The organism is Vibrio marisflavi CECT 7928, from assembly GCF_921294215.1.
GTDB lineage: Bacteria > Pseudomonadota > Gammaproteobacteria > Enterobacterales > Vibrionaceae > Vibrio > Vibrio marisflavi.
In genome coordinates, this window is record NZ_CAKLDM010000003.1 from 19,325 (window position 1) to 36,876 (window position 17,552).

General features: G+C 42.0%; 19 protein-coding genes. 14 read left to right on the top strand and 5 right to left on the bottom strand.

Annotated features, from left to right (window positions below; translation table 11 throughout):
- Positions 1-51: 51 nt before the first annotated feature.
- Positions 52-1,044 carry an alpha/beta fold hydrolase gene (locus tag L7A31_RS20265; RefSeq protein WP_237363627.1) on the bottom strand — a complete coding sequence of 331 codons (993 nt, stop codon included), beginning with the start codon at positions 1,042-1,044 and terminating at the stop codon, positions 52-54.
- A gap of 185 nt (positions 1,045-1,229) precedes the next feature.
- Between L7A31_RS20265 and L7A31_RS20270 the strand changes: the two genes are divergently transcribed.
- The 5 genes from L7A31_RS20270 (at position 1,230) to L7A31_RS20290 (ending at position 5,817) form a co-directional block, all read left to right on the top strand.
- Entirely contained in the window at positions 1,230-1,571 is a 342-nt protein-coding gene (locus L7A31_RS20270) for a metalloregulator ArsR/SmtB family transcription factor (protein WP_237363628.1), read from the top strand.
- 26 nt (positions 1,572-1,597) lie between these two features.
- Positions 1,598-2,599 carry an ArsJ-associated glyceraldehyde-3-phosphate dehydrogenase gene (locus L7A31_RS20275; protein ID WP_237363629.1) on the top strand — a complete coding sequence of 334 codons (1,002 nt, stop codon included), beginning with the start codon at positions 1,598-1,600 and terminating at the stop codon, positions 2,597-2,599.
- 14 nt (positions 2,600-2,613) lie between these two features.
- Positions 2,614-3,825, top strand: a complete 1,212-nt coding sequence (arsJ, locus tag L7A31_RS20280) for an organoarsenical effux MFS transporter ArsJ (protein WP_237363630.1) — start codon at positions 2,614-2,616, stop codon at positions 3,823-3,825.
- 89 nt (positions 3,826-3,914) lie between these two features.
- Entirely contained in the window at positions 3,915-4,295 is a 381-nt protein-coding gene (locus L7A31_RS20285; RefSeq protein ID WP_237363631.1) for a DUF4145 domain-containing protein, read from the top strand.
- Between the two features lie 916 nt (positions 4,296-5,211).
- Positions 5,212-5,817, top strand: coding sequence for a YhgN family NAAT transporter (locus L7A31_RS20290; RefSeq protein WP_237363632.1), 606 nt, complete (start codon positions 5,212-5,214; stop codon positions 5,815-5,817).
- Between the two features lie 51 nt (positions 5,818-5,868).
- On the opposite strand, the gene L7A31_RS20295 is transcribed toward L7A31_RS20290, so the two are convergent.
- Both L7A31_RS20295 and rsmD read right to left on the bottom strand, forming a co-directional pair.
- Complete coding sequence (locus L7A31_RS20295) at positions 5,869-6,135, bottom strand: DUF1145 domain-containing protein (RefSeq protein WP_237363633.1); 267 nt, start codon at positions 6,133-6,135, stop codon at positions 5,869-5,871.
- Positions 6,132-6,731, bottom strand: coding sequence for a 16S rRNA (guanine(966)-N(2))-methyltransferase RsmD (gene rsmD, locus L7A31_RS20300; protein WP_237363634.1), 600 nt, complete (start codon positions 6,729-6,731; stop codon positions 6,132-6,134). The genes L7A31_RS20295 and rsmD overlap by 4 nt, the downstream gene beginning before the upstream one ends.
- A gap of 203 nt (positions 6,732-6,934) precedes the next feature.
- Between rsmD and ftsY the strand changes: the two genes are divergently transcribed.
- From ftsY to glpG, 6 genes are all read left to right on the top strand, one after another.
- A complete protein-coding gene (ftsY, locus tag L7A31_RS20305; RefSeq protein ID WP_237363635.1) occupies positions 6,935-8,176 on the top strand; it encodes a signal recognition particle-docking protein FtsY in 1,242 nt (413 codons plus the stop codon).
- Positions 8,177-8,224: 48 nt separating this feature from the next.
- Positions 8,225-8,899 (top strand): cell division ATP-binding protein FtsE, encoded by a 675-nt coding sequence (ftsE, locus tag L7A31_RS20310; protein ID WP_237363636.1) that lies wholly within the window; start codon positions 8,225-8,227, stop codon positions 8,897-8,899.
- Positions 8,889-9,857 (top strand): permease-like cell division protein FtsX, encoded by a 969-nt coding sequence (gene ftsX / locus L7A31_RS20315; protein ID WP_237363637.1) that lies wholly within the window; start codon positions 8,889-8,891, stop codon positions 9,855-9,857. Before ftsE ends, ftsX begins: the two co-directional genes overlap by 11 nt.
- A gap of 167 nt (positions 9,858-10,024) precedes the next feature.
- Positions 10,025-10,882 carry an RNA polymerase sigma factor RpoH gene (gene rpoH / locus L7A31_RS20320; RefSeq protein WP_237363638.1) on the top strand — a complete coding sequence of 286 codons (858 nt, stop codon included), beginning with the start codon at positions 10,025-10,027 and terminating at the stop codon, positions 10,880-10,882.
- Positions 10,883-11,401: 519 nt separating this feature from the next.
- Positions 11,402-11,722: a thiosulfate sulfurtransferase GlpE gene (glpE, locus tag L7A31_RS20325; protein WP_237363639.1), complete on the top strand. Its 321-nt coding sequence runs from the start codon at positions 11,402-11,404 to the stop codon at positions 11,720-11,722.
- Between the two features lie 9 nt (positions 11,723-11,731).
- Entirely contained in the window at positions 11,732-12,571 is an 840-nt protein-coding gene (gene glpG / locus L7A31_RS20330; RefSeq protein WP_237363640.1) for a rhomboid family intramembrane serine protease GlpG, read from the top strand.
- Positions 12,572-12,575: 4 nt separating this feature from the next.
- On the opposite strand, the gene L7A31_RS20335 is transcribed toward glpG, so the two are convergent.
- Positions 12,576-12,977 carry a flagellar basal body-associated protein FliL gene (locus tag L7A31_RS20335; RefSeq protein ID WP_237363641.1) on the bottom strand — a complete coding sequence of 134 codons (402 nt, stop codon included), beginning with the start codon at positions 12,975-12,977 and terminating at the stop codon, positions 12,576-12,578.
- A 162-nt stretch (positions 12,978-13,139) separates the two neighbouring features.
- Between L7A31_RS20335 and L7A31_RS20340 the strand changes: the two genes are divergently transcribed.
- Both L7A31_RS20340 and ubiA read left to right on the top strand, forming a co-directional pair.
- Positions 13,140-13,679 carry a chorismate lyase gene (locus L7A31_RS20340; protein WP_237363642.1) on the top strand — a complete coding sequence of 180 codons (540 nt, stop codon included), beginning with the start codon at positions 13,140-13,142 and terminating at the stop codon, positions 13,677-13,679.
- Positions 13,679-14,533 (top strand): 4-hydroxybenzoate octaprenyltransferase, encoded by an 855-nt coding sequence (gene ubiA / locus L7A31_RS20345; RefSeq protein WP_237363643.1) that lies wholly within the window; start codon positions 13,679-13,681, stop codon positions 14,531-14,533. Before L7A31_RS20340 ends, ubiA begins: the two co-directional genes overlap by 1 nt.
- 40 nt (positions 14,534-14,573) lie before the next feature.
- On the opposite strand, the gene plsB is transcribed toward ubiA, so the two are convergent.
- The gene (gene plsB / locus L7A31_RS20350) at positions 14,574-17,009 is read right to left on the bottom strand and encodes a glycerol-3-phosphate 1-O-acyltransferase PlsB (protein ID WP_237363644.1); all 2,436 of its coding nucleotides are present in this window, start codon (positions 17,007-17,009) and stop codon (positions 14,574-14,576) included.
- Positions 17,010-17,173: 164 nt separating this feature from the next.
- Here plsB and L7A31_RS20355 point away from each other — a divergent pair, with 164 nt between their 5' ends.
- Positions 17,174-17,536, top strand: coding sequence for a diacylglycerol kinase (locus L7A31_RS20355; RefSeq protein WP_237363645.1), 363 nt, complete (start codon positions 17,174-17,176; stop codon positions 17,534-17,536).
- Positions 17,537-17,552 lie beyond the last annotated feature (16 nt).

Sequence of the window (17,552 nt, forward strand, 5' to 3'; positions counted from 1 at the left end):
CCATTTATTGCTAGAAAAAGAGGGTAAAAGTTCTACAGATTTTTTCCCATTTTAATGTTTAGTAAAAAAGGTCAGCAGTGAATTTAATACCTGATTTCGACAACTGTCTTTCTCAAACATTAATTCATGTTTTGCGCCTTCAACTGCGATAAACTCAGCTTTGCTGTTCTCTTTCTGTAGTCGCTGAAAAAAGGCTAACTGACTTTTATTCGACACAATCCGGTCTTCTTTTCCCTGAATAATCTGCACTGGTATTTGAATATGTCTTGCCATTTGCAAACACTGTTTGGCAGCCATTAGACCTTGCCATACCCAACGAATGCTGGGACCGCCTACTTTTAGCTCAGGTTTGGATTCGTAGAGATCTCTAAACCAGCGATAACGTAGCTCACTTTGTGACAATAAATTGCCTTTAAATGGCTTGGCCTGATATCGACTATAGCCGGGTGCATAATTCGTTTTTGGATAAAATGCCGTGATGATTTGTGTCAATGGAATCGCGATTGGTTTCAACCATACAGGCATGGGGACGCCATACATAGGGGCAACCAAACATGCGGCGTCAAATATGTGATTGGTGTATGTTTGCATGTATCGAGTGCTGATAGTTGATCCCATTGAATGAGCGAGCAAATACTTTTTGTCGTAGTGGGCTAAATCAAATGTTTTCAACAGGTGGGACATGTCTTCAACATAATCGTTGAAGTCGTAGACATATCCCATTTCTTTGTCCTTTATTAGCCTCTCCGATAGCCCTTGTCCACGGTGGTCAAAGGAGTACACGTCATAACCTTGCATAAAGAGCTCATAGAACAACTCTTGGTACTTCCAAGTTGACTCGATTCTGCCGTTTACCACGACCACTGCTTTTTGGTGTTCAGCTGAGGTTAGCTTGCACCAATACAATTTAGTTTTATCAACGCGTGAGGTCGCAAATCCTTCTTCTCGGTTTTCCCATAGCGCAGCTGCTGCGTGATTTATCACTTTTTCAAAATTGGTCTCTTGTGTAAAAAGTGTTTGGTTTTTCATGCTGGACTGGCTCATATCACTCATAGAAGAAGAAAGAAAACCTTTGAATTATGTTCGCGTATCTGGATGAAGTCGAGCCTATAAGCAATAAATTCAACAGTAGAGCGATAATGAAGCTTTTATGACACTTCCTAGTATCTATTGACTGGTAGATACTGATTGTTCAATATATATGGAAATTCATATATGCAGATGTAAGTATGTTGCCTCACCAATTCTTTAAGTTACTTTCAGACGAAACACGGGTGCGCTGTTTAATGCTAATTGTCCATGAGCAGTGCCTATCAGTCGGTGAATTAACAGAGGCTTTGCAAGAGAGTCAGCCCAAAATCTCACGTCATTTAGCACAACTAAGGTCAAGTGGTGTATTGGTCGATTTAAGGCAAGGGCAGTGGGTTTTTTACCGTTTAAATACTGAACTTCCGGGCTGGACAAAGAAGCTTATCGAGCACCTTGTGGCTTCGAATTGTTTGAAAAATGAGTATCAGTTAGACATCGATAGAATCGCGGCAATGAAAAACAGACCCGTTTGTTGCCAGTAAAACGAATAGCTTCGGAGAGAAATGTTATGGGTATAAAAGTAGGAATTAATGGATTTGGGCGTATTGGTCGATTGGCGATGCGTGCGGCATTTGATTGGCCAGAGTTGGAGTTTGTTAAAATTAACGATGTTGCAGGTGATGCAGCAACATTGGCTCATCTGCTTGAGTTTGATTCAGTGCAAGGTCGTTGGCACCATGAAGTGCACTGTGAAGGCGACAAATTACATATTGCGGGTAAAAGCGTAGCAACGTTCCAGAAAAAGAATATTGACGATGTCGATTGGTCCGATTGCGATGTGGTGATAGAAGCTACGGGCGTACATAGAAAAACTTCCTTCCTCAATAAATACCTAGATCAAGGCGTGCAACGAGTTGTGGTTTCTGCACCAGTGAAAGAGTCAGGCATTGCTAATATTGTTGTGGGTGTCAACGACAACATATTTGATCCAGCCAAGCACCGTATTGTGACAGCAGCATCTTGTACCACTAACTGTATTGCTCCAGTAGTTAAAGTCATTCATGAGAAGCTTGGAATTGAGCAATCATCTTTCACTACGATTCACAACTTAACCAATACCCAGACTATTTTGGATGCGCCACACAAAGATTTGCGCCGAGCTCGCGCTTGTGGAACAAACTTAATCCCGACCACGACGGGAAGCGCAACGGCTATAGTGGAAATATTTCCTGAGCTGAAAGGTAAGATTAATGGTCATGCCGTGCGAGTGCCACTTGCTAATGCATCGCTCACAGACATTATTTTTGATGTGAAGCGCGATACCACAGCAGAAGAAGTGAACGCTTTGCTAAAAGAGGCATCACAAGGAGAGCTAAAAGGTATCCTTGGTTATGAAGAGAGGCCATTGGTTTCGATAGATTATAAAGGCGATCAACGTTCAACTATCGTCGATGCGCTCTCAACTATGGTTGTAGGAACGCGCATGGTTAAGATCTACGCTTGGTACGACAACGAGATGGGGTACGCAACTCGAACGGCTGAGTTGGTGCGTAAAGTCGGCTTAGCATAGAAAAGTACAGAGATATGATATCTACCTTGGACAAGCGTGTTAGGCAATACATCTTAGTGACGTTTAACTATTGGAATTTTACGTTAACCGATGGCGCGTTGAGAATGCTGGTGGTGTTGTACTTCCATGATCTCGGTTACTCCACACTAGAAATTGCTTCACTGTTTCTTTTCTATGAGTTTTTTGGTGTGGTAACCAATTTGATTGGTGGTTGGTTAGGGGCAAGGATGGGCCTCAACCGGACCATGAATATTGGCTTGGCGATGCAGATATTAGCCTTGTCTATGCTGGCTGTACCCACCGATTGGCTTGTCATACCTTGGGTTATGGCCGCTCAAGCAATCTCTGGAATAGCTAAAGACCTAAATAAGATGAGCGCTAAAAGTGCGATCAAATCTTTAGTACCAGATGAACAGCAAAATGCTCTCTACCGTTGGGTCGCCATTCTAACTGGCTCAAAAAATACCTTAAAAGGTGTTGGATTCTTCTTAGGTGGTTTACTGCTTACCTTCGTTGGTTTCAAACTCGCCGTTATGATCATGGCGGGAGTGCTCACTATTGTCTTTGTGTGCAGTTTAGTGTTTCTAGAGAGTGACTTGGGGAAAGCGAAAAGCAAGCCTAAATTTCGTCACCTGTTTTCCAAATCTAAATCAGTCAACACACTCTCTGCAGCAAGAATGTTCTTATTTGGTGCCCGTGATGTCTGGTTTGTTGTGGCGCTACCTATCTATCTTGGCAGCGTATTTGGTTGGGACCATCTGTTAGTCGGTGGATTCATAGCTGTCTGGGTGATGGCTTATGGCGTTGTTCAGGGGGGCGCACCAAGAATCACCGGCAAGGAGAAAGGTCATGTGCCAGATGGGCGAGCCGTGTTGGTGTGGGCCTTAGTATTGTCAGTGATCACGGGCGTTATCGCTTACTTGGTGCAAATAGGTTGGCAGCCAGAAGCCGTTATTATTGTTGGTTTGATGATATTTGGAGCTGTGTTTGCTATCAACTCGTCACTGCATTCATACCTTATTGTTAGCTATGCAAAAGGAGATGGCGTATCACTTGATGTCGGCTTTTACTACATGGCGAATGCGATGGGGCGTTTAGTTGGTACTGTTCTTTCGGGTTGGGTATTTCAATTGGGTGGTATTGTTCCGTGCCTTTGGGTTTCTTTTGCCTTCTTGCTGGCAGCATCAGTGATTTCAATAAAGTTACCTCAGCTACAAAAGCATTAGTATTTACATAAATTTACCCGTAAGCATATAGAAAAAAAGCCAGTTATAACCAACAATTAGATTAGGCCGATTGGAAATGGAGGGAAGCCATGTCTGATATTGAGAAAGTCATCCTACGAACGCGTAAAATCGAGTCGTTACTTAGGCTGCAGTATCATGCTGAAGGGCAGGGTCTAGATCAGCTTATCACCAGCTGTGAAGAGCGTTTACCTCATGATGTGATTGACAAATTGCGCTACATTGCTTCGACTTATGACAAAGTTGTCCATGAGGATAAATACCAGTCAGACATAGAACGTCAGTTTCTGTCAGTCTGTAACGATTGTGAGCGTGAGTTGACGCCTAGAAGTGGTCGCTTTATCTGGCGAGTCGCCATCACTCTCATGACACTCATTACTTTAATCGCGATTGCTTTTTACTATGCTCATTGGGACGAGTTGACTCGGCACATCATTGTTAACCCACGTTGATCTTTTAAAACAAAGCTTATATTTCACCCAATAAAAAAGGACGCCAATCGGAGCGTCCTTTTTTGTTTTTATGTATTGCTTAGAAAAGCAAGGGCAGTGCGGTAAATGCACTGAGTATTAAGGCGATTATTACAAGACCTTGTTTTTGCGAGGAAGAAATCATAGCACTGCTCCTATAGATTGGTTAACGAAAGTATGTTTTATATACTAGCATTACTTTTTGGGGTAAATCAAACTTTTTGCGCTATATTTTGTAAATTAGATACTTTAGTTCGGCATTTTTACCTGTAAATGACATGTTTTTTGTGGTTTTTCTGTCAGATTTAAATTTGTTCAAGTTGCGTTTTTTGGGTTTGTAGTGCTTGTAAGTTATTGAAAATTAAATAATAAAATAAAGCCTATTTTATGTTCTATTCAGGATGCTTATATTTAGTAGGCGTAGATCTAGAAGTTGTTGTTATATGCCCAAATTATTTAGTTTTTTTAGTTTGTAAGTTCGTTATCGATAACGGTTCTCAACCTAAAGTGAGGCAATTGACAATTTCCTAACCTTTTCTTGTCATAAGCAGGACTAGAGGTTATGTAGCTAGAATAGTAGTTCTCGATACAATCACTTATTATTAAGCTTATGATATATAATTAAATAATTTTTGTTTATTTTTTCTTTCATTGTTCCAATTCCTAGTTAATTAGCGCTTTTTCACCAATACCTTCGTTAGATATCGGAGGAAAATTGTAATCTTGATCTCTAAGTGCCAATTAGTGATGTATCTAGAGTGGAGAGTGAGTTTTGTGTAGTTCGATGGAGAGGTAATGAGACAAATTGTCATGAATGTATCGAATGACATCTAGCAAAAGGCTATCTATTGTTGCTATATTCGCACTAAGAATTGTATCAGTTACTAAGAGTGGTTAGATGGATATCATCTCTGTCTCCGTGATGCTGTTTTTGATCATGGACCCAATGGGTAACTTACCCATTTTTTCATCCGTATTACGTCATGTAGAGAAAAAGAGAAGGCGAGTTGTATTAATTCGTGAACTTCTGTTTGCACTCGCTGTAATGTTGCTTTTTTTATACTCTGGAGAAAGGATTTTAAACTTCTTATCGCTCCAGCAAGAAGCGATTACCATTTCTGGCGCAATTATTTTGTTCCTAATTTCGTTGAAAATGATTTTCCCGAGTAAAGATGGCTCATTTGGGTTAGCAGCAGGTGAGGAGCCTTTTATCGTCCCCTTGGCGATTCCAATGCTGGCAGGGCCATCAATATTGGCAACGTTGATTTTGATATCCCACCAAAAACCACATCAAGTTGGTGAGTTGGCACTGTCGCTGATTATTGCTTGGGCGGCATCGTCGTTGATTTTACTTCTTGGTGAAGTGTTCGAAAGAATTGTGGGTCCAAAAGGGCTTGCAGCGATAGAGAGGTTAATGGGGATGTTACTGCTCATGATATCGGTGCAAATGTTCCTAAATGGCATTTTGAGCTACATAGAGCACTTACATAAAGTGGTGGGCTAAGTTAATCGCTCAGATGCTAAAAGGGCTAGACTTGCGTCTAGCCCTTTTACATTAGGTCATGTGCTTTCTGCGGATATCGAGCAGAGAAAAAATACCAAACACTAAAATTGACCATTTCTCCCAGCGAGTCATATTAATTTTATCGCCAAACGCACCTATAAAGATAAGCATCTGCAAGCCATGCATGATAAATAAGAATGCGGTCATAATATATAATACGATGGCCGTTTTACCCGGGAACGGATGGAAAACATTAGCGATGAGCACTAACCAGACAAACGCAATTGCAGCTTTTGCTAGCAAGATAAGTATTTTCATTCAGAAGTCCTTGTAAATAATCGATAGCAGACTTGACCTGCCACTTTTTCCCTGTGCAACTGCCAGTTATTTGGTAATCCAGTTAAACTCAGTTCTTTTTCAGTTTCAATGTAAATCAGAGCATCTTGAGCCAACCAATTGTTTGATTCAAGTAATGACATGGTTTTTTCAAGTAACCCTTGTCTAAAGGGTGGATCAATAAATACGATATGATTGGGTGTGCCGGGTTGCTCAAGAAAAGAAAGTGCATCGCTATTAACGACATGGATATTGTCTGCCTTTAGCGAATCAATATTGCTCTTAATTTGTTGGTAGGCTTGTTTATTGAGCTCAATAAGCGTGACTTTTTCCGCCTGGCGTGAAGCGGCTTCAAACCCCAGACCACCGCTACCGGCGAATAGGTCAAGGCATCGAGCATTTGGAATATCAGTAGCAATCCAATTGAATAGAGTTTCTTTGACTCTATCGGTTGTTGGTCTTAATCCTTCAGCGTCGTGTACTGGCAGTTTTCGGCCTCGCCAAAGTCCGCTGATGATCCTGACATGCCCTGTGGATGACGTTTTGTGAGCTGTGTTTTGTTGGCGACGTTTTACCATAGATTTTTTGACCGCAAATAAAGTGATACTATACCGAGTTGCCAAGTGCATCGCAGTTGGCAATACCCCAAATTGTACAATGACAGAGCTTTTCAATCTAATGCGAAAGTTTTCATGGCTTTGTCATTTATCTTTTCTTAAGGCGAGATAATTCTTTAGGAAAAGAGTCATAGTTAGAATAAGTAGATCTAGGATATCTCCAGATGACGGAAAAAAAGAAGCGCGGATTACTTTCTTGGCTTGGCTTTGGTGACGAAGAAAAAGTAGAGTCGCAAGCAGAACAACTCGAACAAGAACAACAAGTTGAAGAGGTCGAGCAAGCTCAACCTGAAGATAACGTTGAACAAGAATCACAACCCGAAGAAACTGCTCTAGCAGAAGCAGAAGCAGAAGCAGAAGCAGAAGCAGAAGCAGAAGCAGAAGCAGAAGCAGAAGCAGAAGCAGAAGCAGAAGCAGAAGCAGAAGCAGAAGCAGAAGCAGAAGCAGAAGCTCCGGCCAGAGTTCAAGAGCAAGAGAAACCAACGGAAAGCTTTTTTGCAAGATTAAAACGAAGCCTCAGTCGCACCAAAGCAAACATCGGTGCAGGTTTCTTTGGCTTGTTTAAAGGCAAACAAATTGATGATGAGCTGTTTGAAGAGTTAGAAGAGCAACTTTTGATCGCCGATGTGGGTATGAACACCACGGTAAAAATCATTGATAGCTTAACTGAAAAAGCTTCACGACAAGATCTAAAAGACGGTGAAGCATTGTATGGCTTGCTAAAAGAAGAGATGGCAGAAATTTTGTCTCATGTAGAGCAGCCATTAGTCGTCGAAGAAAGCAAAAAACCTTACGTTATCTTGATGGTTGGCGTAAATGGTGTTGGTAAAACGACCACAATCGGTAAGCTTGCTAAGCAGTTCCAAGCTCAAGGCAAAAAAGTGATGCTGGCTGCAGGGGATACTTTCCGAGCAGCGGCCGTTGAGCAGCTTCAGGTTTGGGGCGAACGTAATCATGTCCCTGTGATTGCTCAGCACACTGGTGCCGATAGTGCTTCTGTTATCTACGACGCGATTGAAGCTGCAACTGCTCGAGGTGTTGATGTGGTGATTGCTGATACAGCTGGACGACTACAAAACAAAAGCAACTTGATGGAAGAGTTGCGTAAAATCGTGCGTGTGATGAAAAAAATAGATGACTCAGCACCTCACGAAATTATGTTAACTCTCGATGCTGGTACAGGACAAAATGCGATTAGCCAAGCAAAACTCTTTAGTGAAGTTGCGCCATTGACAGGGATAACCCTGACTAAATTAGATGGCACTGCAAAAGGTGGTGTGATCTTTGCGCTTGCTGATCAATTTCAGATTCCAATTCGTTTCATTGGTGTTGGTGAAGGAATTGATGATCTCCGTCCATTTGAGACTCAAGAATTTATCGAAGCATTGTTTAGCCGAGAAGAGTAGTGGCTGCAACTGACTGTTTGAAGTAACTTAAGCAAAGGGGAAATCTGAGTGATACATTTTCAACAAGTGAGTAAGGCTTACCGAGGAGGAAGGCAAGCCTTGCAGAAAGTTGATTTTCACTTGCGTCGAGGTGAAATGGCTTTTCTTGGAGGGCACTCTGGAGCCGGAAAAAGCACCTTATTAAAGTTGATATGCGCGATTGAGCGTCCAACGGATGGCAAGATAGGTTTTAATGGTCACGATATTACTCAGATCCCCAATAAAGATATCCCATTTCTTAGACGTAATATTGGTATTGTTTTTCAAGACCATCGCTTGTTAATGGATCGTTCTATCTACGACAACGTCGCCTTGCCAATGCGCATTGAATCTATCTCTGAGCTGGATATAAGAAAGCGTGTCTCAGCTGCGCTAGATAAAACCGGGCTATTAGATAAAGCGCGCTGTCTGCCAAGCCAGCTATCTGGAGGGGAACAGCAAAGAGTGGGTATCGCAAGAGCTGTGGTAAACCGACCCACATTGCTTCTTGCCGATGAGCCAACGGGAAACCTCGACCCAGAATTGTCCAATCGCGTACTAAAGCTTTTTGAAGAATTTAACCGTGCCGGAGTGACAATACTTCTTGCCACTCACGATATAGGCCTGGTTAATACTCGACCTCAGTATCGCCATCTTGAGTTGAACCAAGGGTTCTTGAGCGAGGTTGAAGATTATGGGCGTTAAAATTAGAAGAAAAGGCGGCATGAATAGCCGTATGGCTGCTGGCCCTAAAACCGACGGTTTCTTTAAAGTTCATATCAAGCAAGCTAAAGCGTCTTTTTCTGAGCTGTGGGTAAGGCCTTTGGGTAACATTCTTACCTTAGCGGTTATCTCTATGGCATTAGCTATGCCTTCATGCTTGTATTTGATAGGCAAAAACATTGCCTTGGCTGCAAGTAATGTCAATAACTCTGCACAGGTGAGTGTTTATCTCAACGATCAAGCGACCGATGCTCGGGCGATGGTTCTTAAGGATAAGATAGAGAGCTGGAGTGAAGTAAAGAAAGTTAACTATATTTCGCCACAGCAAGGGTTAGCCGATTTAAGCAAGTACTCTGGTTTTAATCAGGCTATAAGCCTATTGGATGACTACTCATTGCCAGGTGTACTTGAAGTGATTCCGAATCAAGACAATAAGCAGGTTATTGATCAGTTAGCCCAGAAGTTAAAGGGTGAGCAGGATGTCACTGATGTGAGAATGGATCAAGACTGGCTAACTCGTTTAGATGCAATTCGAACGGTTGTTGTGTCTATTGTTGTTATCTTATCTGTACTAATGCTTATGTCGGTCTTCTTGATTGTCGGAAATACGCTGAGGTTTAATGTTCTTGCCAATAAAGAAGCGATTCAGACCATGAAGCTGATCGGGGCAACAGATGGTTACATTTTGAGGCCGTATTTATATTCTGGTTTATGGTTTGGCCTACTTGGGGCTGTGATTGCTTGGCTTTTCACATTTATTATCACAATTTTGCTTAATAGTAGTGTCGAACAATTGGCGAAACTGTACGATAGCCAATTCCATTTGGTCGGGTTGGGCTTTGAAGAGTCAGTTATCTTATTGATGCTTGGAGTACTTTTAGGATGCCTTGCTGCTAAGGTTTCTGCTCAGCGTCACTTAAAAGAAATTGAACCCGTTTAGAGTACATTTGTCATACGATTGACATGTCGATGTAAGACCATACTTTAGCTCTTGTATAGAGCTAAAGATTATGCATAATAACTTTCCCTGCTTGAATCTTGTTCATATTCGGTTCAAGCTTAGTGGGATATAAAAACGCTATATCAAAATATAGATTGAGGAATTGAATGACAAGCCAAGCATATCCAGTTGCTTTAGTTACCCAAGATAGCCTAGACAGCTATATTCGTTCAGCAAACAGCTATCCAATGCTGACAGCTGAAGAAGAGCGTAGCTTAGCAGAACGGTTACATTACAACGGTGAGATAGAAGCAGCAAAAGGACTTATTTTGTCGCATCTTCGCTTCGTAGTACATGTTGCTCGTGGTTATTCTGGTTATGGTTTACCAATGGCAGATTTAGTTCAGGAAGGTAATATCGGCTTGATGAAGGCAGTGAAGCGTTTCAACCCAGAAGTTGGCGTTCGTCTGGTTTCTTTTGCTGTTCACTGGATTAAAGCTGAAATCCATGAATATGTGTTGCGTAACTGGCGCATCGTGAAGATTGCGACAACAAAAGCACAGCGTAAACTATTCTTCAACCTTCGTAAGTCTAAAAAGCGTTTAGGTTGGTTTAACAACGGCGAAGTCGAGACGGTTGCTCGTGAGCTTGGTGTTGAGCCTTCGGAAGTTCGCGAGATGGAATCCCGCCTTGCGGCTCAAGATGCAGCGTTTGAAATGCCTTCTGAAGATGACGACTCTAGCACTTCTTATACAGCGCCGATGATTTATCTTGAAGATAAACAGTCGGACGTTGCAGATAACGTAGAAGCGGCAAACTGGGAAGCGCACACTAATAATCGTCTTGGATTAGCATTGGCTAGCTTAGATGAACGCAGCCAACACATTGTACGCTCTAGATGGCTAGATGATGAGAAATCTACTCTGCAAGAGCTTGCTGAAACTTACGGTGTTTCTGCTGAACGTATTCGACAACTAGAAAAGAATGCGATGAAAAAACTTAAGCTAGCGGTTGGAGAATTCTAAGCTAACCAGCACATAGCAAGAACGCGAAATAATCCGATGGAACCGAGATCATTCGATCTCGGTTTTTTCATATATATCTTAAATTATCACATAAATATTCATAGTGGATATGCCACTTATGCTATGAATTTATTGATTTTATATCTTGTGTGGTGGCTCTCCATCATGTAATTGATGAAACAAAAGATCCACGAAATTGGATCTTGACTGATGTGGCAACTGTGGGTAAGTCTGTGACAAATTTTTTTGTGAACGGGAAAAAACCTGTGCTAATAAAGGCTGTCGGCGGGTTTTGATTTGGGGATAATTATAAATTTATGCACATATAAGTAAGGATCATTACTATATATTGTGTTAGATCTGATCCAAAGCCACTTTATTCACACTACTCACAGATTTATCCACAAATGATGATTAATTGATCAATGGTGGATAACCCTGCTCTAGCAATGTATTTGCGTAGCGTTGGATAGGTTACACTTAACGAACAAAAAGGCCTGCCAAGCAAGAGGAATTATTTTGGACCAGTTTCAACATATCAACGTAAATGATGCGCACTTACTATTGGAGCAAGGCGAAGCGAAGTTAGTCGATATTCGTGACGCTCAATCCTTCAATCAAGCTCGCTCTGAGTCTGCATTTCACCTTACCAATGACAGTTTGGTCGAATTCATGAATCAAAATGAGTTTGCCACTCCTATTCTGGTTATGTGTTACCACGGAGTAAGCAGTCAAGGTGCTGCACAATATTTGGTTAACCAAGGCTTTGAGCAGGTGTATAGTGTCGATGGTGGCTTCGAGGCTTGGCAACGTGCCAATCTTCCTGTTGAACAAAGTTAGAGAGTATTCATGGTTAGGCTGATTGTTTTACGTGATCCGAGGATGGCGCAAGCGTTTATCGATTATATGGCATCTCGCGACATAGAGATCCAAATGATGCCGGAAGGTGATGGTCAATTTGCTTTATGGTTGTCGGATTCCCAGCACCAAATTGAGGTGGAATCTGAGCTAAAGCATTTCATATCCAACCCGAATGATGGCAAATATCAAGCGGCATCATGGGACATGGCTGAATCACGTAAAAACGTCTTAAGTTACTCTTCACCTAGCCTAATCGCATTGATAAAAGCTAAAGCTGGCCCATTTACTCTATTAACGATGCTAATTTGTATCGTTATTTTTGTCATGTCACAGCTTGGTATGGGTACCACGATATTTAATGCGCTTCACTTTCCCGATAGTACTAGCCAGCAATGCCAGTTGTGGCGCTGGTTCACCCATGCTCTTCTCCATTTCTCTATTTTGCATATAACCTTTAACCTACTTTGGTGGTGGTATTTAGGTGGTGATATTGAGAAAAAACTAGGATCGAAAAAAATGATCCAGCTATTTTTGATATCTGCAGCATTCTCTGGCTTGGGTCAATTTTGGATTGAAGGTGCAAACTTCGGTGGTTTATCCGGAGTTGTGTATGCTTGCCTTGGATATCTTTGGATAATGAGTTATAAAGCACCTCACCTTGGGCTGCATATACAAAAGTCCCTAGTTGTGTTTATGCTAATTTGGCTGGTATTAGGTTTCATGCAACCATTTATGGCGATTGCGAATACCGCTCACCTAGTTGGGTTAGTGTCGGGAATTGCAATCGCCTTTATCGATATAAGCAAAAAGAAATATCAGCAAAGCTAGCGCTTTATTGATATAAGTACTTCGTAAAGAGAAGATCAGCGATGACTGTTCTGCCTGTTTCTGGCAGCAGAATTTCATTGAGATGTTCCACTAAGGTTTTTCGCAGGTCTTCTCGGCCAGACAGCGTTTTTATCGTATCTTCCGATTGCTTACCCAATAATTCGATGACGGCGTCTCGGATTAGAGGTTGGTGCAGCTCTATAATGGGCAGATCAGTTGTACTGGCAACCATTATGTCGATACGGACTTGAATATAGCCAAGTTTTTTACCTTGAGTGAAAAAATTTGTAGTTAGATCCGGCTCCAAAGTAAAATACGCAAGTTTGGGTGCACTTTCTTGTTCTGCGAAAGCGGGAAAGCAAGTGCTTACGGCGATAGCCATCATGACGAAATAACGTTTAAACATAGATAACTTGTCTTTTTTAATCTCGATACTTGTATCACTAGAGTCTTGTTACAATAGGGTGCCAATCGTGAATTTCATTCAGTTAAGTTATTGAAACTAACGAGACAACCAGATATCAAAGCTTAAGTCGAATGACGATAGAGTTACTTATAGAATACCAGTATGAATCAATCAACCTCTCTTTATCTTAGTGCATTACGCCAAGTAAATTGGCAGTCAGTAGAAAGTTTTTGCTTTCCAAACTCTTTATCTGAACGTTGGTTGTTAGAAAGGGGCTCTATGTCACACCTATTGAGGAGCAACTGCCAAGACTTAACGGTGGATTTACTGCATAACAAAGTGGTTAAAGCAGAGCGATTAAACAAGCAAGAGATTGAACTGCTTAGCTATGAACAGTGCTTACTACGTAAAGTCGTGTTATGCGGCGATGCCGTGCCTTGGGTATTGGGTCGAACTTTGATCCCTGAAAGTTCTCTAGAGTGTCGAGGGCATGACTTCAAGCAGCAAGGTGAAGTCCCTCTTGGAGTCACTATTTTTAACTCTGAGGATGTTCATCGAGATGCTTTGCAAGTAGGCTGGGCCGAAACTGAACAAGGCAAGTTTTTGGCGAGACGTTCGCGTTTATGGATCAATGAAAGGCCTATGTTGGTGGCTGAGCTATTTTTACCTGAATGTCCGATTTACTCGAAGGAGGCAAATTAATGACAGCCGCTAAGGCGAAAGCGTATTGGCAGCTAATGCGCATGGATAAACCCATTGGCTCACTGTTGTTACTTTGGCCGACGCTTTGGGCTCTAATTGTATCTGCCCAAGGGCTACCCAGTTTAAAAGTATTATTCGTATTTGCTGTTGGCGTAGTGCTTATGCGTTCAGCAGGCTGCGTAATCAACGATTTTGCAGACCGTAGAGTTGATGGTCATGTTGCAAGAACCAAAGGAAGGCCAATGCCTTCTGGAGCCATTTCTAGCAAAGAAGCGATAGCACTGTTTGTTATATTAGGCCTACTTGCCTTTGCTTTAGTGCTCACCATGAATGCGCTCACGATTAAGTTGTCATTCGTTGCCATTGCGTTGGCTTTCATCTACCCATTTATGAAGCGAGTAACTCATTTGCCCCAGCTCGTGCTTGGCCTTGCTTTTAGTTGGTCAATTCCGATGGCGTGGGCAGCGCAAGCGAATGAAGTTCCAATGATGGCATGGTATCTTTTTCTAATTAATGCCTTGTGGACGGTAGCTTACGACACGCAATATGCGATGGTAGACAGAGATGATGATCTAAATATTGGCATCAAATCGACTGCGATATTATTTGGACGATTCGATAAGCTGATTATTGGCGCTCTACAGCTTGTGACTTTAGGTCTTTTGATCAATTTGGGAGTAGTGTACAACCTCGGCGCTAGCTTTTACTGGAGCTTGTTGATTGTTGCTGCTTTGTTCGCATTCCAGCAGCAACTGATCCGACACCGTAAGCACGATCTTTGCTTCCGGGCTTTTCTCAACAACAATTACGTCGGCATGGTCATTGCCGCAGGGTTGTTGATCGCTTTCCTATAAAAAACAATAGAGCAGCGTCTGCTGCTCTATGATCTCACTACTATCTCTGACTTTGAGAATACTGATATAAGCTTTCTTGGATAGACAGTCTCACTTCCGAATTGAGAGAAATATACAGTAGCTCGGCTAAATTTTGGCTCTTCTCTATATCACATTGACCATCAGCCTTAATGTAGTGTTGCTGTTTTAATGTCATAAACAATACCGAAAAGACCTTTTTGTCGAAAAACTCAGGTGCATTTATTCCATGTAATCGCCCTAAGCGTTGCGCGATTTCTTGGCTCTTGCTTTCAAGATCTGAACGAGTCACTTTAGGGTTAGAAATCAGTATATTCACGGCAATCGCGTAGCGTTGTAGCATTTCGGAAATCGTTCTGCCAAGTAAAACCAAAGGCTGGGTATTTGCTTTATTAATCGAGATGGTTTCTAAACGCTGATTGACAAGGTGTTGCTGTTTGAGTTCGGCAATACAGTTGCCGACCCATGCATCTATTTGTTCAGGAGCAATACTGATGAACAACTCTTGCTGGAGAAATGGATAAATTGTTCGAACGTGCTGTTGTAGATCACTCAAAGAAAGCTTTTGGTGTTGCACGATCAGTTGCGCGACAAGTGAAGGTAGAGCGAGCAAGTGAATGATATTGTTCCGGTAGTATGTCATCAATATCGATTGACGACGGTCGAGAGAAAAAATGGTTCCTAGCGAGTCTTTTTCAATCACAAATTTGTTAAGAGATTGAGCATGGCTAAGCAATGCCTCTGCATCTTCATTTGGTACGGTATAGGTGGAAGAAAATGGGACATTTTTGAGAAGTGATAAATAGCAATCAAGCTGACTCATCAATGTATTGCGAGATAAGGCTCTTTGACGGGAGGCAAGCAATGCAGTGGCGCACAGATTGAGTGCGTTGACAGCTGCAGCGTCGTTAATTCGTGTCATTACATTGGATGCTAGTTGATTGACCACTGGTGTTAACCACAGTGGCTTTTCGACGTTATTAGGATCAACGTCATCCATCCAGTTAGGCGCATGCTCGTTAAGGTATACATTAAGGGAAATCGGCTCACCAAAGTTGACATAGCCTTGGCCGAAATTGCGTAGTTTCTTGATCGTCCTTAAAACTAATCCGACATTCTCTTTTTCTTTGTTTTTACCGCGTAGCTCTTTTGCATAGCTACTTACTTCCATAACGTGTTCGTAGCCAATATAAACAGGTACTAATGTCACTGGTCGGTGAAGGCCGCGTAACATCGCTTGAATGGTCATTGCGAGCATGCCAGTTTTTGCTTCGAGGAGTCGCCCTGTTCGTGAGCGGCCACCTTCACTAAAGAACTCTACGGAGTAGCCTTTGGAAAATAGCTCGGCTAGATATTCCCGAAATATGGTTGAGTATAGTTTGTTACCTTTGAAAGAGCGTCTAAGGAAAAATGCGCCTCCTTTACGAAAAATAGGGCCAGCAGGGAAGAAGTTGAGGTTAATACCGGCTGCGATATGTGGAGGAACCATGCCTTCTTTGTACAGCACATATGAAAGTAGTAAATAATCCATATGGCTGCGATGACACGGAACATAAACGATTTCGTGCCCTTCCTGGGCAAGCCTTCGCACAGTTGAAGCATTGCTTACTTGGATGCCTTGATAAATTCGGTTCCATAGCCAGCCCAATACCCGTTCACCTTTTTTAACTAGCGAGTAAGAAAAGTCAGCAGCAATTTCATCTAATATTTTTCTTGCTTCTTTTTCTGCTTGTTCGGTAGAGATATTTTTTATTCTAGACTCTTCTTGTATCGCTAAATTGATTGTTTGAGAGCGAATTAAGCGTTCAAAAAGCTCCTGTCGGTTAGGCAGACTAGGCCCGGATGCGGCTAGCTTTTGCCTAGAAAAGTGGATCCGAGCAACACGCGCGAGCTTTTGTGCGATTTTTTTGTCGGTGCCATGAGCATCAGCCATATACCGAAGCGAAACGGGAGAGCTGATTCTTACTAAGCAATCTCGACCTGAAAGTAATACAGCTTTGAATTTCTGAAATGGATTGAGCGCTTCAAGGTAAGGCTTTGGGCGGTTTTCCTTATCAGGTTTTCTTCCCCACAAGATTGCTACGGGTACCACTTGAACATCAAGTTCAGAATCCAGTTTATGTAGCTCTAGTAGTTGTGAAAAAAGCGAAACGGAATGCTGGGAAATGTACTGGTCGTCACTGCTAGCGGATGGGTTTGCACCGATGAAACCATAGCGTCGAAATGATTTTCCTTGTATTTCTAGCGGGTCATACGGACTAGGAAGGCCAGCCGTTCGGATCTGTTTGTCGAGAGTAAGTACGTCTGCGTTTGAACGAAAAGGAAAAACATAAATAATGGGTTTGTTTGGATCAATGTTGGCATCTGCTATTGGCTTGGAGGGAACAATGCTTCCCTTTACCAGTAGCGATAGCGGCATTTTTAGTAGCTTGAGGGGAAATGATTGTCTAGAAGCCATAAAAGGTGTACCCAAATTGTTTAGTCACTGAAGAATCCATGTAAATACCTTTAATCCATCTAGTTTGAGGTATCGAAGATTTGCTAGGATATCTAAAACAGCTATTGATCTAAAATCTTAGCAAACATTTCGTGTTTAATTCAGATAACTTTGAGGAATGCTCAGTGTCAAAAACAGGTGCAACAGGTTTAAAGCGGATATGCAATGCATTTGTCTACTCTTGCCAAGGGATTCGTTCTGCATTTATAAACGAAGCGGCATTTCGTCAAGAAATTTTCCTAGCTATCATTTTGATCCCTATCGCCTTTTGGGTAGATGTGACCCTTGTTGAACGGTTACTTATGGTCTCATCTGTTGCTCTAATTATGGTTGTCGAACTACTTAACAGTGCTGTTGAAGCGGTCGTAGACCGAATAGGGGCAGAGCACCATGAACTAGCAGGTAGAGCTAAAGATATGGGGTCGGCTGCGGTTTTGATTATGATGTTAATCACTGGGTTTATTTGGATCTCAATCCTGTTTTTTTGAGAATTAAAGTGGCTAA

Bases quoted from the DNA above. Each gene is read 5' to 3' on its own strand.
- L7A31_RS20265 (WP_237363627.1), bottom strand. From the start codon at position 1,044: ATGAGCCAGTCCAGCATGAAAAACCAAACACTTTTTACACAAGAGACC.
- L7A31_RS20270 (WP_237363628.1), top strand. From the start codon at position 1,230: ATGTTGCCTCACCAATTCTTTAAGTTACTTTCAGACGAAACACGGGTG.
- L7A31_RS20275 (WP_237363629.1), top strand. From the start codon at position 1,598: ATGGGTATAAAAGTAGGAATTAATGGATTTGGGCGTATTGGTCGATTG.
- arsJ (WP_237363630.1), top strand. From the start codon at position 2,614: ATGATATCTACCTTGGACAAGCGTGTTAGGCAATACATCTTAGTGACG.
- L7A31_RS20285 (WP_237363631.1), top strand. From the start codon at position 3,915: ATGTCTGATATTGAGAAAGTCATCCTACGAACGCGTAAAATCGAGTCG.
- L7A31_RS20290 (WP_237363632.1), top strand. From the start codon at position 5,212: ATGGATATCATCTCTGTCTCCGTGATGCTGTTTTTGATCATGGACCCA.
- L7A31_RS20295 (WP_237363633.1), bottom strand. From the start codon at position 6,135: ATGAAAATACTTATCTTGCTAGCAAAAGCTGCAATTGCGTTTGTCTGG.
- rsmD (WP_237363634.1), bottom strand. From the start codon at position 6,731: ATGGTAAAACGTCGCCAACAAAACACAGCTCACAAAACGTCATCCACA.
- ftsY (WP_237363635.1), top strand. From the start codon at position 6,935: ATGACGGAAAAAAAGAAGCGCGGATTACTTTCTTGGCTTGGCTTTGGT.
- ftsX (WP_237363637.1), top strand. From the start codon at position 8,889: ATGGGCGTTAAAATTAGAAGAAAAGGCGGCATGAATAGCCGTATGGCT.
- rpoH (WP_237363638.1), top strand. From the start codon at position 10,025: ATGACAAGCCAAGCATATCCAGTTGCTTTAGTTACCCAAGATAGCCTA.
- glpG (WP_237363640.1), top strand. From the start codon at position 11,732: ATGGTTAGGCTGATTGTTTTACGTGATCCGAGGATGGCGCAAGCGTTT.
- L7A31_RS20335 (WP_237363641.1), bottom strand. From the start codon at position 12,977: ATGTTTAAACGTTATTTCGTCATGATGGCTATCGCCGTAAGCACTTGC.
- L7A31_RS20340 (WP_237363642.1), top strand. From the start codon at position 13,140: ATGAATCAATCAACCTCTCTTTATCTTAGTGCATTACGCCAAGTAAAT.
- ubiA (WP_237363643.1), top strand. From the start codon at position 13,679: ATGACAGCCGCTAAGGCGAAAGCGTATTGGCAGCTAATGCGCATGGAT.
- plsB (WP_237363644.1), bottom strand. From the start codon at position 17,009: ATGGCTTCTAGACAATCATTTCCCCTCAAGCTACTAAAAATGCCGCTA.